Source organism: Streptomyces sp. NPDC088923 (genome assembly GCF_044749745.1).
Lineage (GTDB): Bacteria > Actinomycetota > Actinomycetes > Streptomycetales > Streptomycetaceae > Streptomyces.
Genome location: NZ_JBIVIO010000001.1, coordinates 359,539 through 380,677, shown reverse-complemented (window position 1 = coordinate 380,677; position 21,139 = coordinate 359,539). Strand labels below are relative to the sequence as shown.

Here is a 21,139-nt window from a genome sequence, read left to right as displayed (position 1 = left end):
CCAACCGCCGCCTCCCGCCCGGCGACCACTGCAACCCGCCCGACTGCCGCCTTCCGCCCGGCCACCACTGCAACCCGCCCGACCGCAGCCACCCGTTGCGCCGACCCCCGCGCCCGCGCTCCCCGCACCCGCCTCAAGGCATGCGGCAGCCACGTCTCCCCCGCCATCCCGCTTCCCCCGTCCCACGGGACCACGGCCCCGCCGCGCCCTTGATTCCCCGCTCGCCCCGTCACCGGCAAGGGCCCCGCACCCCCTCAGGCCATCCGGCCGCCGCCCCTACCCCGGTTCCACCAGCCTGTTCTCATAGGCGAACACCGCCGCCTGCGTCCGGTCCCGCAGGCCCAGCTTCACCAGGATTCGGCTCACGTGCGTCTTCACCGTCGACTCCGCCACGTAGAGCTTCTCCGCGATCTCCTGGTTCGACAGGCCGCGCGCCACATGGACGAGGACCTCCGTCTCGCGCTCGGTCAATTCCCCGTAGGCACCCCCCGCAGCGGGGCTCGCGGGTCTGCGCAGCGCCGTTTCGGGGACCCGCGCGAACTCGGTGATCAGCCGCCGGGTCACGCTCGGCGCGAGCAGGGCCTCGCCCCGCGCGACGACCTCCACGGCCTCGGCGAGCTGACGTGCCGAGGCGTCCTTGAGCAGGAAGCCGGAGGCTCCGGCCCGCAGCGCCTGGTACACGTACTCGTCGAGGTCGAACGTCGTCAGGACGAGCACCTTCGTCCCGGCCGGGCTCGCGACGATCTCGCGGGTCGCCCCGATGCCGTCGAGCCGTGGCATCCGGATGTCCATCAGGACGACGTCGGGGGCGAGACGCGCGGTCAGCTCGACCGCCTCGCGCCCGTCGACCGCCTCGCCGACGACCTCGATGCCCGGCATCGCCCCGAGCAGGACCGAGAAGCCCTCCCGGACCATCACCTGGTCATCGGCGATCAGCACCGTGATGCTCATCCGCTGCCCTCCCTGGGAGCCGAGTCCTTCTTGCGGAACGAAATCGTGGACGGCGCCGGCCTCCGCGGCCCCGTGCCCGCGGAGGGCGCCGGGACGGCGCGGTCGGCCGGCCGCGATGGTGTGCCCTGCGAGCCGCCGGGCCCGCCTCCCGGCCCCCGCTCCGAGCCGCGCCCCGCCTCGGACCCGCGCCCCACTTCCGAACCCCGCCCCGCCGCCGAACCCCGCCCCGCCGCCGAAGCCCGCCCCGTCCCGGCGCCCGCCTCCGGCTCCCGCTCCGCCTCCGGTTCCGCCGCCGAGACCGGTTCCGCCGCCGGAACCGGAATCCAGACCGAGACCTCGAAGCCCCCCGACTCCGTGGGCCCGGCCGTCAGTTCGCCCTCCAGCATCGCGACGCGCTCCCGCATCCCGGTGAGCCCGTGCCCGCTGCCGGTGGCCGAAGCGGGGGTCGGGGCGAGGGCGGGTCCCTCCCAGAGGGCCTCCCCGTCCCAGGGGTCGGGCACCTCCCATGGCTCCTGGCCTCCCCACGGGCCTTCGTCCCCCCAAGGCTCGGGCGGCGCCCAGTTGAAGACGCGCAGCCCGAAGCCGCCGAGCACGTACGACAACTCGACCACGGCCTCCGCACCCGGCGCGTGCCGCAAGGTGTTGCTGAGCGCCTCCTGCACGATGCGGTACGCCGACAGCTCGACGCCCTGCGGCAGTTCCCGCACCCGGCCCGTGACCAGCTTCGTCACCTCAAGGCCCGCCCCGCGCACGTTGTCGAGCAGGGCGTCGAGATCGGCGAGCGTGGGCTGGGGGGTGTGCGGCAGTTCCGCGTCCTCGGCACGTACGACACCGAGGACGCGCCGCAGTTCGGTGAGGGCGACCACCGCGTTCTCGCGGATCGTGGCGAAGGCCGCGACCAGCTCGGGCGGCGGGTCGATGACCCGGTACGGCGCGGCCTCGGCCTGGATCGCGACGACCGACATGTGGTGCGCGACCACGTCGTGCAGCTCACGGGCGATCGTCGTGCGCTCCTCCAGGAGGGTGCGCCGCGAGCGCTCGACGAGGGTGACCTCCTCCTTGCGGGCGACCTCGGCGGCCTTCTCGGCGACCTCCGCCTCCTTCGCCTCCACCTGCTGGCGCGCCCTGCTCCAGCCGCCGAGCGAGGCGACGGCGATGAGCGAGACCGCGGACAGGAAGAGGTAGACGCCGATGTTCGACTCGGCGTCCCAGTCGAGAGCCCCGCTCAGCCCCAGCGAGAGGACCGCGCTCACGACCCACATGGTGAACGCCGTACGGGGCGGCGAGAGCCAGCTCGCGATCACTATGACGAGGAAGGCGGGGCCGAACGCCAGCGACACGGCGCCGCTGCTCGCGGGAATGAGGCACAACGGCAACGAGAGCCACCACGCGCCGACCGGGCGGAACATGGCGAGCGTCACGAGGAGGGCTCCCGCCAGCCCGAACGGGAAGCCGTACGGCCCCGTGACGATGGCGGCGAAGCACACGAGTGCCGCCAGGCCCACACAGCCCTGCGGCAGCCACCGCACCCACAGGAAACGCTTCCGGCCCTCCCGTATCTCGCGCACGGGCAGCGGCCGGAACGCGAAGGCATCCGCGATCAGGTCCTCACGCATGACGCGCGCCACGAACTCCGCGATCCGCCGCTCCGTCGCGAGCCCCGGAGTGAGCGGCTCACGTCCGGAAGCCGAAGCCGAAGTCTCATTCATGCACACCACGCTAGGGCGCCGATCGCCTCCAGGCGTCCCTCCCACGTATGCACTTCGGCCGTCCATCTCAAGGAGGACGCGACCGACTTGAGGGGGACGCCCCCGGTCACGACACGCCGCCGGTCCTCCGCACGACGGACCCGGCGGGCCCCTGAGCGGACCCGAGCGGCGCGCGCGTCCGGCCGCGGGCAGACCCGTACGAGCGACCCGCCCCGTACCGTACACGCCCCACCCCCGCCCCTCACCAGGCGAGTTGGGCGATCTCCTCCGCCACGACCGCCGAGGCGTCGGCCGCCGGGTCGACGAGGGCGTAGTGCCCGATGCCTTCGAGCAGCGTCACGCCCGCGGGTTCGCCCGCCGCGCAGGCCGCGTCGGCGAAGGACTCGGCGATGGCGCGGGGGACTTCGGTGTCGTCGCGACCCTGGACGAGCGTCGTGGCGATGCCGGTCGGCAGCAGACGGGCCGGATCGGCGTACGGCAGGCGTGCGCCGACCGTCGCGGAACCGCCGAGGAAGGGCTCGACGGCGCCGTCGCACACGCCCCGCTCGCGCGCGAGCGCCAGGTCGGCGAGCGGCGCGAGCGCCACGACGCCGCGCAGCGAGGGGGGTTCGGCGCGACGCCACGGCGCGTCGGCCGGGAGGACGTGGCGCGCCGCCGCCCACAGCGCGAGGTGTCCGCCCGAGGAGTGCCCGCACAGCACCGTGCGCGTGGAATCCGCCTCCGGGAGCGCCTCGCGGGCGAGTCCGGGCAGCGCGTCGAGGACCGCGGCGATGTCGTCGAAGGTCTCCGGCCAGCGGCCGGGACGGGCCTTCGCGCCCTGCCCCGGCAGCCCCGCGCCCCTGCGGTACTCGGCGAGCGCGACCGCGAATCCGCGCCGCGCGAGCAGCCCGGCGAACGGCGTCAGGTGCGCCCTGTCGTACGTGGCCCGCCAGGAACCGCCGTGCAGTACGAGGACGAGGGGGTGTCCGCCGGGGTGCCCGGGGCCGCGCGGGGCGTAGAAGTCGACGAGCTGGTCGGGGTGCTCGCCGTAGGGGAGCGTGGCCTCGGGCGGTACCGCGGGATGCGTGAAGAGCGACTCGGCCTCGGCGGCCTCGCGGGCAACGGCGTCGTCCGGCATCTGCGACCTCTCAGCGTTCGCGGTCCACGGGTGCTGCCCCACGGCGTCCCGCGCTCCACGCGCGCCCCCGCAGGTCCTCCGGGGGCGCACGAGCGGCCTCCCCCGACCGGCCGGGACGCTATCAGGCGGGTGACGTGCGCCGATACGGGTGCGAGGGGATCGTCGCGGGCCCGGCACGGGGCCTGGTGTCGTTCCCGCCGCGCACGGCGGCCTCGCGCACGCACCGTGCACGGGCGGGAACGGCACGAGACCGTTTGACCGGGGAAGAGCGGGGCAAACCCGAGGCTTGCGGCAATCCACCCGAAAGGGGGGAATCGACGGACCGGCGTCAGCCAGCGCCCCGGAGGTCACCCGCCAGGGCCCCCAGCTCCTCCGCCAGGACCCCCGCCGCTCGTTCCGCGTCCGCGAATCCCACGTACAGCGGCGTGAAGCCGAAGCGGAGGATGTCCGGCGGCCTGAAGTCGCCGACGACGCCGCGCGCGATGAGCCGCGGCATCAGCTCGGCGGCGAGCGGCGTGCGCAGCGCGAGCTGGCTGCCGCGCTCCTCGTGCGCGGCCGGGGTGACGGACTCCAGGTGCCCCGGTGGTACGTAGCGGTCGACGCACTCCAGGAAGAAGTCCGTGAGCGCGAGCGACTTGGCCCGCACCGCCGCGAGGTCCACGCCCTCCCAGACGCCGAGCGCGGCCTCCAGGGCGAGCAGCGACAGGATGTCGGGAGTCCCGACCCGCCCGGCCGTCGCGCCCTCCGCACGCGTGTAGGCGGGCCGCATCCCGAAGGGCTCGGCGTGCGAGTTCCAGCCCGGCAGCGGCGAGTCGAACGCCGCTTGGTGCGCGGCGCGCACGTACAGGAAGGCCGGGGAGCCCGGTCCGCCGTTGAGGTACTTGTACGTGCAGCCCACCGCCAGGTCGACGCCGTGCGCGTCGAGCCCGACGGGCAGCGCGCCCGCGCTGTGGCACAGGTCCCAGACGGCGTACGCGCCCGCCTCGTGCGCGGCGGCGGTGAGTCCGGGCAGGTCGTGCAGGCGCCCGGTGCGGTAGTCGACGTGGTTGAGGAGCACGGCGGCGGTGCGGGGGCTGAGCCGGCCGGGCACCTCGGCGGGGAGTACGGGGACGAGGCGGTGGCCCGTCAGCCGTACCGCCGCCTCCGCGATGTAGCCGTCCGTCGGGAAGGCCGAGGAGTCGACGAGGACCTCGTCGCGGCCTTCGCCCGCGAGCCGGACGGCCGCGACGAGCGCCTTGAAGAGATTGACGCTCGTCGAGTCGCCGACGACGACCTGCCCGGGCGCCGCGCCGACGAGCGGCGCGATCAGCTCACCGACCCGCTCCGGCGCCTCCCACCAGCCGCTCTCCGTCCACGAGCGGATGCCGAGCGCGCCCCACTCGTGCGCGACGACGTGGGCGAGCCGGTCCGGGACGGCCTTCGCGAGCGCGCCGAGCGAGTTCCCGTCGAGGTAGACGACGTCGCCGGGAAGCGTGAAGCGCTCGCGTACCGGTCGCAGCGCGTCCTCGGCGTCGAGGCGGTGGGCGGTGGCGCGGAGCCCGGTGGTGACGTCGTTCCCCTCCTCGATGCGCTCAGACACGGCCACGCGCCGTCCACAGCTCGGGGAAGACGCTCTTCGCGGCGCGTTTCTCCAGCCAGGCGACGCCCGCCGAGCCGCCCGTGCCCTGCTTGGAGCCCATCGCGCGGCGGGTCGCCGTGAGGTGGTCGTTGCGCCATCGCCACACCAGCTCGCCCACGTCCGTGAGCGCCTCTCCGAGCCGTACCTCCTCGCCGCGCTGATCACCCCGGTAGACCTCCGCCCACACCGCCTCGACCTGCTCGGACGGTTCGTAGCGGCGGCTCAGGTCGCGGTCGAGCACCGAGGGCGGCAGGGGGTGGCCGCGCCGGGCGAGGAAGCGCAGCGCCTCGTCGTAGAGCCCCGGTTCGTGGAGCGCCTTCTCCAGCTCGGCGTGCGCGCGCGGCGTGCCCTTGTGCGGGACGAGCATCGCCGCGGACTTGTCGCCGAGCAGGAACTCCAGGCGCCGGTACATCGCCGACTGGAAGCCCGAACCCTCGCCGAGCGCGCCCCGGTAACTGTTGAACTGGGCGGGGGTGAGCCCCGCGAGCGGGAGCCAGGAGGCGTTGAGGGCGTCCAGCTCGCGGCGCGAGCGGCGCAGCGCGTCGAGTGCGCGCGGCAGGTCGTCCTCGCGCAGCGCCCGCGCGGCGGTCTCCCACTCGTGGACGAGGACGGTGAACCACAACTCCATGACCTGCGTCGTCACGAGGAAGACCATCTCGCCGGGGTCGTCGGAGCGCGGTTCCTGGAGGTGCGTGAGGACGTCGGCGTGCACGTAGTCCTCGTACGGGGTGCTGCCCGCGAAGTCGAGGTGCGGGGCCTCGGGAGCGCTGTCCGACGGGGTGGGGGCGTGAGGGGCGTGCGAATCCTGCACGGTGTTCAGATTTTTCGCGGTGTGCGAGGCGCCCGGGGTGTGCGAAGCGCCCCGGTCGTTCGGGGTGTGCGGGGTGTTCAGGGGGTCGTACGACATCGATCTCTCCGGTGGAGACGGCTGCCGGGTAGCGGTCCGCCCCCGCCCGCGCTGCGCGCCCGCCGTCGTCGTACGGCGTCCCGGCGGAGGGCTCCGGTCCCCTCGGGCCCGTACTCCGGTTGTCCGGCGCGCGTGTCCGGTACGCGGACGGGCCCACTCGCATCCTCCGTCCCCCGGGTGGGGAACGGCAAGGCGGGAGGGCCCGTACCGGAGAAGAAACGCGGCGCGAGGTCAGCCGAGGGTCTGCGCCGCCGTGGGCGAGGAGTCGCGCAGGAAGTCGGAGCAGCGCTCGTACTCCTCCTTCTCGCCGATCGCCTGGGCGGCGCGGGCGAGGGCGTGCAGGGCGCGCAGGAAGCCGCGGTTCGGCTCGTGCTCCCACGGGACCGGGCCGTGGCCCTTCCAGCCGTTGCGGCGCAGCGCGTCGAGGCCGCGGTGGTATCCGGTACGGGCGTAGGCGTACGAGGCCACGGGGTCGCCCGCTTCGAAGGCCTCGTCCGCGAGCAGGGCCCAGGGGAGCGAGGAGGCCGGGAACTTCGCGGCGACCTCGGAGGCGGGGGTCCCGGAAGCGAGCAGCTCACGCGGCTCGGGCTCCTCGGGCAGGTGGGTCGGGGGCACGTCCCCGAGCAGGTTCTGGTGAATGGCCATGGTTTCCAGTCTGCCTGACCGCCGGACCGGCCCACCCCGCCCCCACGTCCCGTACGTACGTGAACAGGCCGCCCCGTACGTACGCGAAGGGGCTCCAGCCCGTACGTACGCGAACGGGCCGCGTACGTACGCGAACGGGTCCCCGCCCCGTACGAGTCGAAGCCGTACGGAGCGGGGACCCGTGAACCACCCGCCGGGTCAGGCGCTGAGGCTGTGACCCGCCGAGCGCAGCGTGCGGGTCGCCTCGGTGACGCGCTCGGCCATGCCGGCCTCGGCGAGCTTGCCCCAGGTGCGGGGGTCGTACGTCTTCTTGTTGCCGACCTCGCCGTCGACCTTCAGCACACCGTCGTAGTTGCGGAACATGTGGTCCGCGACGGGACGCGTGAACGCGTACTGCGCGTCCGTGTCGAGATTCATCTTGACGACGCCGTTCTCCAGCGCGGACTCGATCTCCTCCTTCGTGGAGCCGGAACCGCCGTGGAAGACGAAGTCGAAGGGCTGCTGCTTGCCGTACTTGGCGGCGACGCCCTCGCTCAGGTCCTTGAGCAGCTCGGGGCGGAGCACGACGTTGCCCGGCTTGTAGACGCCGTGCACGTTGCCGAAGGAGGCGGCGAGCAGGTAGCGGCCCTTCTCGCCGAGACCGAGCGCCTCGACGGTGCGGATCGCGTCGTCGACGGTCGTGTAGAGGTTGTCGTTGATCTCGTGCGAGACCCCGTCCTCCTCGCCACCGGTCGGCGTGATCTCGACCTCAAGGATGATCTTCGCGGCCTTCGCCAGCGCGAGCAGCTCCTGGCCGATGGCCAGGTTGTCGTCCAGGGTCTCGGCGGAACCGTCCCACATGTGCGACTGGAAGAGCGGGTTCTGACCGGCCTTGACGCGCTCGGCGGAGATGGCGAGCAGCGGGCGGACGTAGCCGTCCAGCTTGTCCTTCGGGCAGTGGTCGGTGTGCAGCGCCACGGTGACCGGGTACTTCTCGGCGACGACGTGCGCGAACTCCGCCAGACCGACCGCGCCGGTGACCATGTCCTTGCTGTACTGACCGCCCAGGAACTCCGCACCCCCGGTGGAGATCTGGATGATGCCGTCGCTCTCGGCCTCGGCGAAGCCGCGCAGGGCCGCGTGCAGGGTCTGCGTGGAGGTCACGTTGATGGCCGGGTAGGCGAACTTGCCTGCCTTCGCCCGGTCGAGCATCTCGTTGTAGACCTCGGGGGTTGCGATGGGCATGTGTCCGCTCCTTGTGATGTGCGGGTGTGTGGAGTGACCCTGACCTGGGGGCGACGCCGGTGTCGGCCGGGTCCATCTTTCCAGACGTACCCATTTGCTCCCAGCGAGGAGCGGTGGCGTGAGACGACGAAGGCGATGTTTCACGTGAAACAGGACGGCTCCGGTGTTTCACGTGAAACATCGCCTTTTGGCGAGCGGGGGAGGTCAGGGGCCTGAGGGACTCGCCAGGGGCTCGCTCGTCAGAGGGAGCACGTGCTCAGCGGAGGGCGGTCACCCTCCGGGGGCACGCCTGGAACGGACCCGCTCGTCAGAGGCCCAGCTCGTTGAGCGCGTAGGCGTAGAGGTACGGGACCCCTGCCTCGCCCGCGATCTTCTCGCCCGCCCCGGTGTCGCGGTCCACGATCGTGGCCACGGCGACGACGTGCCCCCCGGCCTCGCGCACGGCCTCGACCGCGGTGAGCGGCGAGCCGCCCGTCGTGGAGGTGTCCTCGACGACGAGCACGCGGCGGCCCTTGATGTCCGGGCCTTCGATACGGCGCTGCATCCCGTGCGTCTTCGCCGCCTTGCGCACGACAAAGGCGTCGACGCGCTTCCCGCGCGCGTGCGCGGCGTGCAGCATCGCGTCGGCGACCGGGTCGGCGCCGAGGGTGAGCCCGCCGACCGCCTCGAAGTCCAGGTTGTCGACGAGGTCGAGCATGACCTCACCGACGAGCGGCGCGGCGGCCCCGTCGAGCGTGATCCGGCGCAGATCGACGTAGTAATCGGCCTCGATGCCCGAGGAGAGCGTCACCTTGCCGTGCACCACGGCCTTGTCCTTGATCTGCTGGAGCAGCTCGGAACGTGCGTCAGTCATGGGCACGAGCTTAGAGGGACGGTACGGGGGCGCGTCGCCGCGCGGTGGGGGGCGGTACGGGGGCCGGGCGGCCACGGTCACCAGGGGCAGGGTGGGGCGGGGGCTCCCGGTCACCGGGTGGGGCGGGGGCTCCCGGTCACCGGGTGGGGCGGGGGCTCCCGGTCACCGGAGCTCAGGGTCACCGGGGGGGCTCACGCTCACCGGGGCGCGGTGCCCCCGTACTCGCTCAGCTCCACCCGCCGCCCACGGACCGTGCCGAGAGGATCGAGGTGAGCAGTGCCGCGCGCAGCCCGGGGACGCGGGCGTCGAAGTGGGCGCCGAAGTGCTTCAGCGTCTCCTTGTGCGCCTTCTGCTCCTTGCCGGTGAACAGCGCCCCCGTGCCGCCCTCGGCGCACAGCACCGCGAGCGTCACGTCCTCGTCGGGGACCTGTTCCGGCAGCGCGTCCGCGAGCACCGGGCCGCGCGTCCGCTCGCGCAGCGCGAGCAGACCCTCCGGATCGCTGGGCGCGCCCTTGTGCTTGGCGAGCGGGTTGAGGCGGTGCCCGTGCGGCTCCTCGACGTACCCGGCCTCGCGGAGCTGCTCCCGTACGGGGGTCTCGGCCGTGTGGGCCTTGTTGTGGACGAGCCGGAGCCAGCCCTGCGCCTTGTCGGCGGGAAGTTCGTCCCAGACCCCGCGCAGGAACGCGTCCCGAGGCGCCTTCTCCGCGAGGCGCCACGCCTTCTTGCCGTCGGTGCGCACGAGACCGTCCGCCACGAGCACGGCGAAGGCGGCGGCGCGCAGGCGCTGGCCCCGGAACTGGAGTCCGGTGGCGGTGAAATCGGCTTTGCCGGGGTCGTAGGCGGAGAGGAGGTAGATCCGCTGGGGCAGCGTCAGTTCCATGGGCCTGTGCCTTCCTTCGGGAACCCGGCTCCCTGCGGGTACCCCGCGACAGCGGCCTCCCCGCCTCGGTTCACAGCAGTCGCCAGCTCCACGTCGTCGAGGCCTCCAGCGGCTCGATCGGGGTGATGAGGCGGGGCTGCGTGTTGAGTCCGTTCGGGGGGCCGGTCTGGGGCTCGACGCAGACCCAGTCGGCCTGTTCGTCGTAGACCACGACCCACTTCTCCGGGCTGGTCACGGTCAGTTCCAGCTCACCCGGCCAGGTGAGCAGGACCGTGACGCCGTCCGGCATCCCGAAGCAGTCGTCCCACGGGCCCGGCAGCGGGTCGATGCGACGGCCCGTCGGCAGGTGGTCCGCGCCGCGCTCCTCCTGCCACGCGGGCTGGAACTCGATCTTCACGTCCTCGCCGCCCTGCCCGAGGTTCCGCCGGAACCACGGGTGCCAGCCGACCTGGCCCGGGAACGAGTCCCCGTAGGTCTCGATGCCCATCCGCAGCGTGAGGGCGTCCTCACCCAGCTCCATCACCTGCGTGACCCGACCGGTGTACGGCCACGGCTCGGCCAGGTCGTACGTGAACGCCGCCGTGGGCCGGCCGTCCTCGGTGTCCGGCACCGGCGCGGTCGTCCAGCGGTGGTCGCGCGCGGTGCCGTGGATGGCGTTGGGGTCGTCGTTGAGCGGGAGTTGGTGGATCGTCCCGCCGTTGGTGAAGCGCCCGTCCCGGGTGCGCCCGCAGAACGGGGCCATCGGGAACGAGCCGTAGTGATCGCCGGGCCGCAGCAGTTCGTACTCTCCCACCCTCAGCGAACCGAGCCGGGCGCCGAGATCGGGGCGCACGGTGAGGGAGGAAGTGCGGGTGGTCAGCGTCGTCTCATGTGCGGTGGTCACGGGGTGACCTTACGCGGGGCGCGGGGCACCGAGGAGGTCACCCGCGCACACCGGCTCCCGCCCCGCACCCCGCGCTTCGCCCGTCAGAGCCTGCGTCAGTGCCTGCGGCGCAGCGCGCGGCCCACCACCACCGCCGAGGCCACGACGAGCGCCGCCACGGGCGCGGCCCAGCGCAGCGTGTTCGCGGTGGAACCCGCGCCGCCGACCGCTTCGGGCGCGTACCGCCCCCGGGGCGGCGCGTGATCCACCTCCTCCGCGCTGCGGCCGATCATCGTCCGTCGGGCATGGGCGGCCTCGGCCGGTGGTTCCACCTCCTCCGGCCCGAGCGGTCCCTCCTCGCGCCCCAGCGAGGACGGCGGGACCTCACTGTCGAAGACGGAGGCGGGGGTGTCCGGCACGATGCCGAGGAGGTCGTCGTCGGGGTCGGGGGTGTCGCCGTGGTCTGCGGTGTCGCCGTGGTCGGCATCGTCCCCGGCGTCGGCGCCCTCGTCCTTCGCGATCTCAGCGGCGTCCCCGACACCGGCGACCTCGCGATCGTCGGCGGCCTCCGGAGCGTCGGCGCCCCCAGGAGCGTCGGCGCCCTCCGGAGCGTCGGCGGTCTCCGGAGCGTCCGCAGGCTCCGCTCTGTCCGCTGTCTCCGCCACCCCCGAGTCCGCCGTCCCCTCGGCCGCGACCGCTTCCTCCGATGCCGCCGACGGCTTTGCCGACTCCTCGCCCTCCGTCCCCTCCGGCTCTTCGCCCGTCCCGCTCGTCCTGTCCGTCCCGTCCGTCATCGCGTCCTCCCCGAACGCCGTACCCGATTCTTCGTCCGTACCGGCTTCCGTACCAGTCTCCGCCCCGGCCGCCTTCCCACCCGACCCACCGGCAACCGACCCCCCGGCACCCGATCCGGCCGCCCCGCCCGGTTCCCCGGCGCCCGCCTCCCCCGCCCGCCCCAGGTTGGCGGCGAAGCGGTTGAGCAGGCGGTGCAGGGCGGATTCGGCGGCCTGGGGGCCGGCCTCGTCGAGCAGCCGGCCCGCGACCTCGCCGCTCCCGGCGAACCGCACCCGCGTCCCGCCCTCGGTCTCCGCGAGCGTCAGGCTCAGCCGTGCCCGTACCGAGCCCTCGCCGCGCGCCTCGGTCGCCGAGACGTGCAAGGCCCAGCTGTCGTCGGGACGGGCGGTCAGGCGCAGCCCGCCCCGGTACGTGATCGTGTGGCTGCCGGCGCGCAGCCGCAGCCGTCCGTGCACCGCGATGCCGTCACCGCCGGGGGCCGTGCGGGGCTCGGGGCCGGGCTCGGCTCGCAGCCCCGGCACGCAGTCGGGGACCCGGGTGGGGTCGCCGAGCGCGCGTCGCAGCGCGGTGGGGGGAACCGGGACGAAGACCTCATGCTCCATGGCGGGCGAGCCTACCCACGCCCACCCCTTCCGTACCCTCCTCGTCCCGAACGCCTCGCCGGACCCACCCGCAGGCACCCCACCGATCCCCCGCATCCCTCACCCCCCGTACCGGGGTGACACCAGCGTCGACGGTTCCAGCCCGCGCACCCGCGTCGCCGCCACCCGCCGTGCGCCGGTCCGCAGCTCTCGCACGCCGAAGCCGTCCCCCGGCCGGGAGGGAACGGCGAGACGTGGTCGCTCGCCGGAGGCCGCGAGCAGGAACCCCCACTCGGCCCGCCCCTTCCTCGCCGCGTAGGGCGCCGTGCGCAGTCCGGCGGCGCGCAGGGTGCGCTCGGCGCGCCAGTAGTCGCGCGCGTCCCGGCCCGGCGAGCCGACGTGCACGACGGAGCGGCCGCCCGGCGCGAGGGCCCGCTTCAGGAGCCCGTAGAACTCCTGCGAGTAGAGCTTCGTGGCCGCCGTCTGACGTGGGTCGGGCAAGTCGGCCACAACCGCGTCGAAGCGACGCCGGTTGGCGCGCAGCCACGTGAAGGCGTCGGCGGAGACGGCGTGCACGCGCGGGTCGTCGAGCGCGTGCCGGTTGAGCCCGCCGAGCCGGGAGTCCCTGCGGGCGAGCCGCAGCAGCTCGCGGTCCACCTCCACGACGTCCACCACGCGCACCCCGGGGACGCGCAGCACCTCCCGTACCGCGAGCCCGTCGCCCCCGCCGAGGACGAGCACGCGTGCGTGCCGACCGGCGAGCGCGGGACGGACGAGCGCCTGGTGGTAGACGCCCTCGTCGGCCGAGCTGACGCGCGGTCCGTCACCGAGGTACAGCATCAGCGGCTGCCCGTCACGGCCCGTCAGGACGATGTCCTGCACGTCGCTGTGGAGCGCCACGTGTACGTCGTCGCCGAAGACGGCGCGGCGCGCGGCGCGTTCGAAGTCGCCGACATGGAGCGCGGCCATCGCGAGGAGGCCGAGGACGAAGGCGTTGAGCACGAGCAGGGTCCAGCGGGCGCGGCGGCTCAGGTCGCGGTGGAAGAGGCCGAGGACGAGCGCCGCGCCCGCGCAGGCGTTGATCGCGCCGGTGAGCAGCGCGCCCGTGAGCTGGCCGAGGAAGGGGAGCAGTAGGAAGGGGAAGGCGAGTCCGCCGACGAGCGCGCCCACGTAGTCGGCGGCGAAGAGGTCGGCGACCGCGCCGCCCGCCTCCTGCCGCCTGATGCGCTGGATGAGGACCATGAGCAGCGGCACCTCGCCGCCGATCAGCACCCCGATGGCGAAGGTGAAGCCGATGAGCAGGCCGCTCGAACCGCTCGCCCACGCGCCCGGGAAGCGCCCCGACCAGGCGAAGGCCCCGTAGAGGGCGAGCGCGCTGCACCCGCCGACGAGCGCGAGCCCCGCCTCGATCACGCCGAAGGCGGCCGCGGCGCGTGCGCACAGCCGTTTCGCGAGCAGCGAGCCGATGCCCATCGCGAAGACCATGACGGAGAGGACGAGGGACGCCTGCGTGACCGAGTCGCCGAGCAGGTACGAGGCGAGGGCGACGAGTTCGAGTTCGTACACGAGTCCGCAGGCCGCGCAGACGAAGACGGCGAGCAGCACGAGGAAGCGACCGACGCCGGGCGGCACCGGCAGCGAGAGCGGCGGCAGCTCGGGCGCGACCTCCTGCCCGGCCTCCTCCACGGAGCCGGAGCCGCCCTTGCCGCGACCTCGTTCGTCCACGAGCACGCCGCGCGAACCCTCCGCCCCCGGTGGGGACGGCGGCCGGCCGGGTGGGACAACAGCACGCGGTTCGCTCACATGGGCCACGCTACGTGACAAATGGAGCACTCCTTGTCACTCACACGGGTGTTTTTTGCCCCCAGCACCAGAAAAGCACTGGACAAGCCCCACGCCCCCGGCCCGCACCGCTCCCACGCCCCCGGCCCGCACCGCTCCCCACGCCCCGCCGCCCGCACCACGCCGCGCACGCCCACGCCCACGCCCACACCCACGCCCCCACAGCCCGTACCGCGCCCCGCGCAAGCTCCGCCCTGGTTGAACATGTGAACTGACCGGCCCTCTGGGGGATGGAAACCACCCGGAGTTGGGCGAAAAGGCGGTCAGGGCACGAGAGTTCATGATTCCCTCTAAAACGTCGCCGCCCCTCCGCCGTCGTTCCCGTCCCACTCAGCTCACGGGCACGGCCCCGGTGGGCACGAGCCGGCTACTCCCGCACCCCGGCCCGTACCACGGAAGCCGGGTCCCGACCGGCCGGTCACCCCGTCGCCGTCCCGTGGGAGACAGCCCGCCCCCTCCTCGTCCTTGCGCGCCTGTGGAGCCGAACCATGCTCACGACCCTGAAGACCACCTACACCGACACGCGCGCGAGCGATCTCGCGTGGGCGCTCGGCCGCGAACCCCTTCCCTGTCTCTCGGCACTCGATCTGAAGTTGGAGGAGGCGACAGTGCAGTTGCGGCTGCTCGGCGCCTCCCACCAGGTCCTCCTGGAGGACGAGTACGGGGAGTGCTCGGAGACCGTCGCCTGTCTGCCGGGCGGCGGCGCGCCGCTCCCGGTGGGCGTCGTCGAGGAATTCGACGGCTTCGACTACCACTTCGCCGCGCGCGTCGAGGAACTGCCGCCCGGCGCGTTCGCGGGGCGCGCGCAGGAGCTCCTCGCGCTCGTCGCCGAACACCCGCACGGCCTCGCGGGCGTCTTCCCCGGCAGCCCCGACGCGTTCACCGCGATGCTCGTGCAGCGCCGCGACGGCGAGACGCAGTGGCGCACGTGGCACGCCTACCCCGAGGACGGCCAGCTCGTCGTCACCCGCACCCGCCTCGCCCCGCGCCCCGCCGCGCTCAGCGGTACGCGCCGGGGCCGCGCGCGGCGCGGAAAGCGCCTGGCCGGCGTGCCACTCGCCGCCGCCACGACGGGCCTCGGCAGCCACGTCCCGGCAGGGGTCGGCGCGCCGGGACGCCCGGAAAGGGCGCGCACGGCGCGCGGACGCGGCCTCTCGGTCGTACCGAAGGGCATCACCGGCGGGACGGACCCGGTGGCCTCCTCCGCCTCCTGATCCTCCGGCGGTACGGTCCGGAACCACCCCCGCCGCGGCTCCACCCCGTCCCCCTCCAGGCCCAGGCCGCGTCCCCGCGTGGTTCTCCCGGCGGACATCCGTCCCCCACGCGTCGTCGTTCCCGTGACGGAGCGCTCGGCCGCGCACACGAGACCGGGGCCCCACGAGTCTCCTCGTGGGGCCCCGGGCCGTCGGCGGATCAGACTGCCCCGTGTCAGTTGCCTCCGCCGCCCCCGCAGGAGGAGCCACCCCCGCAGGAAGAACCACCCCCGCCGCAGGAGGACGAGCTCCCGCCGCAGGAAGAACCGCCGCCTCCGCAGGAGGAATTCCCCCCGCAGGAGGACGTGCTCCCTCCCGAGTCGTGGTGGCCGTGTCCCCCGTGGTGGTGACCCGACCCACCCGAGGAGGAGCCGCCATCGGCCCACCAGCTCTGCCCGGGGTCCTGCGCCAGCGCGATGCCCGCGGCCGAACCCTCCTCGCGCGCCCCTCCCGCCGCACCGCGTCCCCGCGCCGGACGCCGCGCCTTGAGCGGCCTCTTGGCACGGGCCCTGCCCGACCTGGCCTCCAGCAGGACCACCAGCGCGACGATCGCCACCGCGACCACCACCCACACGAACACCTTCATCCCGCGTCCCCCTTCTCCGTCGCCTTCGCCGCCCGCGCCCGGCACCCCGGCCCCGCGGACGACGTACTCCCTCCGGCTCGTGGCCGTCCGGCCCCGCCCCGCTCAGTCGCCCCCGCCGCCTCCGCAGGAGGACCCACCCCCGCAGGAGGACCCGCCTCCGCAGGAGTGCCCGCCGCAGGAATGACCACCGGAGTGGTGTCCCCCTCCCGAGTCGGACGAGCCGGAGGAGTCCCCGCCCACCCACCAGCTCCCCGAGTCGCCCCCGGAGGACGAGCGCGAGCCGCGCCCGTACCCCCGCGAGGACGAGCGTCCCCCGCCCCCGCCGACCGTGCCCCGTACCGCCGTCACGATCCGCACGACGATCAGCACCGCCACAAGCCCGAAAACGCCGAGAACCGCGACCGTCACCGCCATGCCTGCCCCCTTGTGTCCCGTCCCGCGCCGCCCGGCCGGCGGCCCCCGTTCCTTCGTCGCAGCGGAATTGCCCGGTGGGCCACTCGCTCAAAGCACGCTTGAGCAAGACCAGAGCTTCGGTGCAGGAGGACCGGCCCAGCGGGCGGGAATGCCAGGATGGCGCCAGAAGCAAGGACGGACAGGACACCCGACTGAGGACGGTGGGGACATGGCCGGCAGGCCGCTGCTGAACCGCAGGCTGGAGGGGCTCGGGACGACGATCTTCGCGGAGATGTCGGCCCTGGCGACGGAGACGGGCGCAATCAACCTGGGCCAGGGTTTCCCGGACACGGACGGCCCGGAGTCGGTCCGCGAGGCGGCCGTACGGGCACTGCGCGAAGGGCGCGGCAACCAGTACCCGCCCGGCCCCGGCGTCCCCGAACTCCGCGAGGCGATCGCCGACCACCAACGACGCTTCTACGGAATCGGCCTGGACCCCGACACCGAAGTGCTCGTCACAGCGGGCGCGACCGAGGCGATCGCCGCGACCATGCTCGCGCTCCTGGAACCCAGCGACGAGGTCATCGCCTTCGAGCCGTATTACGACTCCTACGCCGCCTGCGTCGCGATGGCCGGCGCGAAGCGCGTTCCGCTCACGCTGCGCGCCCCGTCCTTCCGCCCGGATCTGGACGAGCTGCGCGCGAAGATCACCCCGAGGACCCGCCTGCTCCTCCTGAACACCCCCCACAACCCCACGGGGACGGTCCTCACGCCCGAGGAACTGAGCGCCCTCGCCGCCCTCGCCATCGAACACGACCTGCTGGTCGTCACGGACGAGGTCTACGAGCACCTCGTCTTCGAGGGCGCACACCACCCGATCGCGGCGCTCCCCGGCATGCGCGAGCGCACGGTCTCGATCTCCTCCGCGGGCAAGACCTTCTCCTTCACGGGCTGGAAGGTCGGCTGGGCGACAGCGAGCCCGTCCCTGATCGCCGCCGTCCGGACGGCGAAGCAGTACCTGACCTTCGTGAGCGCCGGCCCCCTCCAGTACGCGATCGCGGAGGCCCTCCGCCTCCCGGACACCTACTTCGACGGCTTCCGTGAGGACCTGCGCCGCAAGCGCGACCTCCTCGCCGACGGCCTCCGCACCGCGGGCTTCGAGGTCTACACCCCCCAGGGCACCTACTTCGTCACCACCGACATCACCCCCTTCGGCGAGAAGGACGCCTACGCCTTCTGCCGAGCCCTCCCCGCCCGCTGCGGCGTCGTCGCCGTCCCGAACTCCGTCTTCTACGACGACCGGCAGGCCGGAAGCACCCAGGTCCGCTTCACCTTCTGCAAGCGGAAGGGGGTGTTGGAAGAGGCGGTTACCCGCCTCACGCGGTTGGCGGGCTGACAGGGGGCACGAAAAGAGCGCCGCCGGTTCGCTTCGGAGTCCGGGACCTGCTCAAGCCCCGCTCCCGAAGCGACCACGGTTCACTCGGTGTCTTTAGGATGTCGCGGGGAGGCGTACACGAGGATCACGGTGGAAGTCTCCGGGCTGACCAGGTAGCGCACTCGACCACCGCTGGTGACCTCGTACTCCCACTGGTCCAGGTCGGAGCCCTTCCACACTTTGGTGGCGTGCCTGCCGCGCAACTGATGCTGGCGATTCCAGTTGGACCGGGTCAGGGGGTCACCTCGGAGAGCATCCAGGCAGCGGTGCGCGCTCGGCAGGGCCACGCGACACAGTTCCTCCCAGCCCGTCACCGCCTCCGTGGTCCCGAAGACGACGTTCCACCCGCCCAGGGGCGGAACGCTGACCCGATCCCCTTTCTTCGGACTCACTTACGCACCTCGACCGGGCCGAGATCATCCCCGTCGAGCGGACGCGCCGACTCCCTGAGCTGGTCGGGATCGGCATTGATGCGAGCCGTGGCACGCCAGGAGACGATCGCGCGGTGCACGGCCTCTCCCGCCCCCAGTTCAGCGGCGTCCGACAGCGCTTCAAGAAGCTCGACGGTGAAGGCCCGAACCTCTTCCGCATTCAGGTGCCGCGCCCAGGGGAACACCTCGGGCAGTGCGAGGAGGAGCGCCCTGGCACCGTCGTCCTGCTTCATCAGTGCGAGGAAGAGCCGCGAAGCGGTGGTCAGGTTCTCCTCTGCACCCTCCGCGCGCACAGCCGTGGTCAAGAGCATGTCCGGTGCGTCCCGATGCGTGACCCGAAGCCGCCCCAAGGCAGCAGCCCTGGCCGCGACAGCCTTGGGATTGCGGGAGAGGTCGGTGAAGGAGACGGATTCCGTTTCTGCTTCCAGACGTGCGGTAGACATAATCAGAGCTTACTCAGATCACGATCTGATTGCAAGGCAGGGCTGTCCGGCTTTCGATGCGCTCACCTTCACCTTCCGCAAGAGGGACGACGTCCTTCAGGAGGCCACTGACCGATTGCGCGGCCTCGCCGTTTGAGCAGACCCGCTCATCCGGTGGAGGCCGGTCCGCTCTCCGGCTTCCCGAAGGGAGGCGGCTGCGGAGGCCGGGCCCCTCAGGGCCGCCGCGCCTTCCTCCCAGCGTGCCCGGACGGCATCGGTCCCGTGGAGTAGCTGCCGGTGGAGTAGCTGCCGGTCGGCCCGGCTCAAGGACGTGAGGGGCCCGCCTTTCGCGAGCGCGCGGAGGTGCTTCAGGAGGCGGTGGGGCGGCTCAAGCGACTCGCGCACGGAACCGCACTGCGCCACCCGATCGGGGGGCTTGGGCGGTGAAAACGGCTTGTCAGGGCTGGGCGAGGGCTTGGCCCCTGCACAGTGCACGATGTGAGCGAACTCCTGGAGCCCGGCGGCGGACGGACGGAACCGAAGGGCACGGGCGCGAGCGGAGGCCCGCCCGGGGTGCGAGACCCGCGCCGCGGCCGGAGGGCCTCCGGCCGCCCGTCATCGGCCGGGCAGAGCGGCCCGTCCTCGGCGGGGCACGGCGGCCCGGCGGCGGCCGGGCCCGGCCGTCCGTCATCCGCCGCGCACGGCGGCCCCTCCTCGCCCGGGCGCAGCCGCCCGTCCTCGCCCGTGCACGTGCGGCCGTCGTCGGCCGGTGCCCGCCACCTCGTCGTCCCGCCGCAGTCCGGGCGCCCCCCGCATCCCGCGGCCGGGCTCGCCCTGCCTCCCTCGCTCCGGCGTGCCGCGCCCGCGCTCGTCGGGTTTCTCGCGATCCGGCTCGCGGGGAGCCTGCTCGTCCTGCTCGGGTGTCTGCTGTTCGGCGGTTCCCCGTACGAGCGGCTGCTGCGGCCCTGGGACGCGCAGTGGTACGAGCACATCGCCACCTACGGCTACGGCTTCGCCCGGCACGGCAGGCAGCCCGGCCTCCACTACCGCGACATCGCCTTCTTCCCGCTCTACCCGGGGCTCGTCCGCTCGCTGCGCCTGCTCCTCCCGTTCTCCGTCCCCGTGCTCGCGCTCGCCGTCTCCTGGGGCTCCGCGCTGCTCGCCGCCTGGGGCATCCACGCGGTCGTCGAGCGACTGCGCGACCGTCGCACCGCGACGCTGGTCGTGCTCCTCTGGGCGCTGCTGCCGCACGCGGTCGTGCTCTCCGTGCCGTACAGCGAGTCGCTGCTCACCGCCTGCGCGGCCTGGGGGCTGTGGGCGCTGCTCAACGGGCGGTGGGTGTGGGCGGGGACGTGCGCCGCGCTCGCCGGGCTCGCGCGCCCGAACGGCGCCGCCCTCGCCGCCGCCGTGATCCTCGCCGGGCTGTGGCTCGCCTGGACGACCCGTGCGCTCCCCGCGCCCCGCGTCCTCGCGGGCATGGCGCTCGCGCCGCTGGGCTGGTTCGGGTACGTGCTGTACGTGGGCTGGGAGCGGGGCGACGTGTTCGGCGGGTACTTCGCGGTGCAACGCGACTGGGGCTCGACCTTCGACTTCGGGCTCGCGATGCTGCGTTACACCGACCACATCGAGATCGGCGTGAACCGTCCCGAGCGGATCGTCGCCGTCCTGCTCGTCTCGGGGGCGCTGCTGCTCTTCGTCGCGCTGCTCACCGAGGAGCGGCGCCCCTTGCCCGGGGCGCTGCTCGTGTACACGGGGGTGCTGCTCCTCATCGCGGTGGGCGGCTCCGCCTACCTGAGCTGCAAGCCACGCTTCCTGCTGCCGGCCTTCCCGCTGCTCATCCCGCTCGCGGACCGCCTCGTGGCGGCGCTGGCGGCCCGGCCGGGGCGCACGCGGGTCCTCCTCGCTTCCCTGGCCGGGCCTGCCCTGCTGTACGGGGCCTACCTCGTCTCGGCGGCGCCGACGGCACTGTGACCACCGACGACGCCCTGCGCGCGAACGGCGCTATGACCGCCGAAGGCGCTGTGACGGCAGGCTGCCCCGCGGAGGCTCAGGGCTCCGGAGCCGCTCAGGCCTCGTCGTCGCCCGGCTTCTCCTCGCCGCCCTCGGCGATGTCCTGCTCCAGGCCGAGCTGTTCGACGAGCCAGCGGTCGAACTCGATCGCGGCGCGCACCCAGCTGACCGTCGAGGAGACGAAGTGCTCCAGGCTCACGCCCGTACCGATGAGCATCTGCGCCTCGCCGATGAGGCGGACCGAGCCGTCGTCGTGGGTGTGCGTGTAGACCTTCGGCCACAGGGTGCGGCGGTTCCAGTCGTCGATGGCTTCGAGGAGCTGGGGCTTCTCCTCGATGCGGTGCTCGCGGTCGTAGAACGTCCGCACCGAGAACACCTGCTGCTCGTTCTCGCCGCGGAACATGAAGTACGTGCGGAATTCCTCCCACGGGGCGGCGAGGTCGCCCTCGTCGTCCACGACGTACTTCAGCTCCATCTGTTCGAGGAGCTGCTTCACCAAATCCTGGTCGGGGACGACGGGGCCCGCCGGTCCTTGGGGCTCTGGCTGGTTGCCCCCGAAGTTCGGAATGGAGGACGGGTCGATGCTCACCGTGTATTTCCCTTCGTACGGATGGGGGCCATCCTC

The 21,139-nt window shown here is 73.4% G+C and carries 17 protein-coding genes and 1 pseudogene; 3 read left to right on the top strand and 15 right to left on the bottom strand.

The annotated features are described in order from the left end of the window. Window positions 1-276: 276 nt before the first annotated feature. From ACIP4O_RS01845 to ACIP4O_RS01790, 12 genes are all read right to left on the bottom strand, one after another. The gene (locus ACIP4O_RS01845; protein ID WP_401570306.1) at window positions 277-951 is read right to left on the bottom strand and encodes a response regulator; all 675 of its coding nucleotides are present in this window, start codon (window positions 949-951) and stop codon (window positions 277-279) included. Continuing rightward, on the bottom strand, window positions 948-2,660 hold the full coding sequence (locus tag ACIP4O_RS01840) for a sensor histidine kinase (protein WP_401570303.1): 1,713 nt from the start codon (window positions 2,658-2,660) through the stop codon (window positions 948-950). The genes ACIP4O_RS01845 and ACIP4O_RS01840 overlap by 4 nt, the downstream gene beginning before the upstream one ends. A 241-nt stretch (window positions 2,661-2,901) precedes the next feature. Continuing rightward, window positions 2,902-3,777: an alpha/beta hydrolase gene (locus tag ACIP4O_RS01835; protein WP_401570300.1), complete on the bottom strand. Its 876-nt coding sequence runs from the start codon at window positions 3,775-3,777 to the stop codon at window positions 2,902-2,904. Between the two features lie 328 nt (window positions 3,778-4,105). Continuing rightward, complete coding sequence (gene kynU / locus ACIP4O_RS01830; RefSeq protein WP_401570298.1) at window positions 4,106-5,356, bottom strand: kynureninase; 1,251 nt, start codon at window positions 5,354-5,356, stop codon at window positions 4,106-4,108. Next, entirely contained in the window at window positions 5,349-6,302 is a 954-nt protein-coding gene (locus tag ACIP4O_RS01825; protein ID WP_401570295.1) for a tryptophan 2,3-dioxygenase, read from the bottom strand. The genes kynU and ACIP4O_RS01825 overlap by 8 nt, the downstream gene beginning before the upstream one ends. A gap of 231 nt (window positions 6,303-6,533) precedes the next feature. Beyond that, window positions 6,534-6,947 (bottom strand): DUF3151 domain-containing protein, encoded by a 414-nt coding sequence (locus tag ACIP4O_RS01820; protein ID WP_361326715.1) that lies wholly within the window; start codon window positions 6,945-6,947, stop codon window positions 6,534-6,536. Window positions 6,948-7,145: 198 nt separating this feature from the next. Beyond that, on the bottom strand, window positions 7,146-8,171 hold the full coding sequence (fbaA, locus tag ACIP4O_RS01815; RefSeq protein WP_361326712.1) for a class II fructose-bisphosphate aldolase: 1,026 nt from the start codon (window positions 8,169-8,171) through the stop codon (window positions 7,146-7,148). A gap of 307 nt (window positions 8,172-8,478) precedes the next feature. Then, window positions 8,479-9,024, bottom strand: coding sequence for an orotate phosphoribosyltransferase (pyrE, locus tag ACIP4O_RS01810; protein WP_361326709.1), 546 nt, complete (start codon window positions 9,022-9,024; stop codon window positions 8,479-8,481). A 226-nt stretch (window positions 9,025-9,250) separates the two neighbouring features. Beyond that, on the bottom strand, window positions 9,251-9,904 hold the full coding sequence (locus ACIP4O_RS01805; RefSeq protein ID WP_401570292.1) for a GPP34 family phosphoprotein: 654 nt from the start codon (window positions 9,902-9,904) through the stop codon (window positions 9,251-9,253). Window positions 9,905-9,974: 70 nt separating this feature from the next. After that, complete coding sequence (locus tag ACIP4O_RS01800; protein ID WP_401570289.1) at window positions 9,975-10,787, bottom strand: aldose 1-epimerase; 813 nt, start codon at window positions 10,785-10,787, stop codon at window positions 9,975-9,977. A gap of 95 nt (window positions 10,788-10,882) precedes the next feature. Next, entirely contained in the window at window positions 10,883-12,163 is a 1,281-nt protein-coding gene (locus ACIP4O_RS01795; protein ID WP_401570287.1) for a hypothetical protein, read from the bottom strand. Between the two features lie 99 nt (window positions 12,164-12,262). Next, entirely contained in the window at window positions 12,263-13,873 is a 1,611-nt protein-coding gene (locus tag ACIP4O_RS01790; protein WP_401570284.1) for a polyamine aminopropyltransferase, read from the bottom strand. 599 nt (window positions 13,874-14,472) lie between these two features. Here ACIP4O_RS01790 and ACIP4O_RS01785 point away from each other — a divergent pair. Then, window positions 14,473-14,982, top strand: a pseudogene (locus tag ACIP4O_RS01785) (DUF2617 family protein); the annotation flags it as partial. A gap of 1,463 nt (window positions 14,983-16,445) precedes the next feature. Then, window positions 16,446-17,612: a pyridoxal phosphate-dependent aminotransferase gene (locus ACIP4O_RS01780; protein ID WP_401570283.1), complete on the top strand. Its 1,167-nt coding sequence runs from the start codon at window positions 16,446-16,448 to the stop codon at window positions 17,610-17,612. Between the two features lie 80 nt (window positions 17,613-17,692). On the opposite strand, the gene ACIP4O_RS01775 is transcribed toward ACIP4O_RS01780, so the two are convergent. Further along, entirely contained in the window at window positions 17,693-18,043 is a 351-nt protein-coding gene (locus ACIP4O_RS01775; RefSeq protein ID WP_401570280.1) for a hypothetical protein, read from the bottom strand. Then, window positions 18,040-18,525: a prevent-host-death family protein gene (locus ACIP4O_RS01770; protein ID WP_401570277.1), complete on the bottom strand. Its 486-nt coding sequence runs from the start codon at window positions 18,523-18,525 to the stop codon at window positions 18,040-18,042. The genes ACIP4O_RS01775 and ACIP4O_RS01770 overlap by 4 nt, the downstream gene beginning before the upstream one ends. A 477-nt stretch (window positions 18,526-19,002) precedes the next feature. On the opposite strand from ACIP4O_RS01770, the gene ACIP4O_RS01765 reads away from it, so the two are divergent. After that, on the top strand, window positions 19,003-20,475 hold the full coding sequence (locus ACIP4O_RS01765) for a hypothetical protein (protein ID WP_401570274.1): 1,473 nt from the start codon (window positions 19,003-19,005) through the stop codon (window positions 20,473-20,475). Window positions 20,476-20,569: 94 nt separating this feature from the next. On the opposite strand, the gene ACIP4O_RS01760 is transcribed toward ACIP4O_RS01765, so the two are convergent. After that, complete coding sequence (locus tag ACIP4O_RS01760) at window positions 20,570-21,103, bottom strand: YbjN domain-containing protein (RefSeq protein ID WP_361326695.1); 534 nt, start codon at window positions 21,101-21,103, stop codon at window positions 20,570-20,572. Between the last annotated feature and the right edge of the window lie 36 nt (window positions 21,104-21,139).

Coding starts and splice junctions, on each gene's coding strand:
- ACIP4O_RS01840 (WP_401570303.1), bottom strand. CDS start 2,660: ATGAATGAGACTTCGGCTTCGGCTTCCGGACGTGAGCCGCTCACTCCG.
- ACIP4O_RS01805 (WP_401570292.1), bottom strand. CDS start 9,904: ATGGAACTGACGCTGCCCCAGCGGATCTACCTCCTCTCCGCCTACGAC.
- pyrE (WP_361326709.1), bottom strand. CDS start 9,024: ATGACTGACGCACGTTCCGAGCTGCTCCAGCAGATCAAGGACAAGGCC.
- fbaA (WP_361326712.1), bottom strand. CDS start 8,171: ATGCCCATCGCAACCCCCGAGGTCTACAACGAGATGCTCGACCGGGCG.
- ACIP4O_RS01820 (WP_361326715.1), bottom strand. CDS start 6,947: ATGGCCATTCACCAGAACCTGCTCGGGGACGTGCCCCCGACCCACCTG.
- ACIP4O_RS01825 (WP_401570295.1), bottom strand. CDS start 6,302: ATGTCGTACGACCCCCTGAACACCCCGCACACCCCGAACGACCGGGGC.
- ACIP4O_RS01795 (WP_401570287.1), bottom strand. CDS start 12,163: ATGGAGCATGAGGTCTTCGTCCCGGTTCCCCCCACCGCGCTGCGACGC.
- ACIP4O_RS01835 (WP_401570300.1), bottom strand. CDS start 3,777: ATGCCGGACGACGCCGTTGCCCGCGAGGCCGCCGAGGCCGAGTCGCTC.
- ACIP4O_RS01780 (WP_401570283.1), top strand. CDS start 16,446: ATGGCCGGCAGGCCGCTGCTGAACCGCAGGCTGGAGGGGCTCGGGACG.
- ACIP4O_RS01845 (WP_401570306.1), bottom strand. CDS start 951: ATGAGCATCACGGTGCTGATCGCCGATGACCAGGTGATGGTCCGGGAG.
- ACIP4O_RS01770 (WP_401570277.1), bottom strand. CDS start 18,525: ATGTCTACCGCACGTCTGGAAGCAGAAACGGAATCCGTCTCCTTCACC.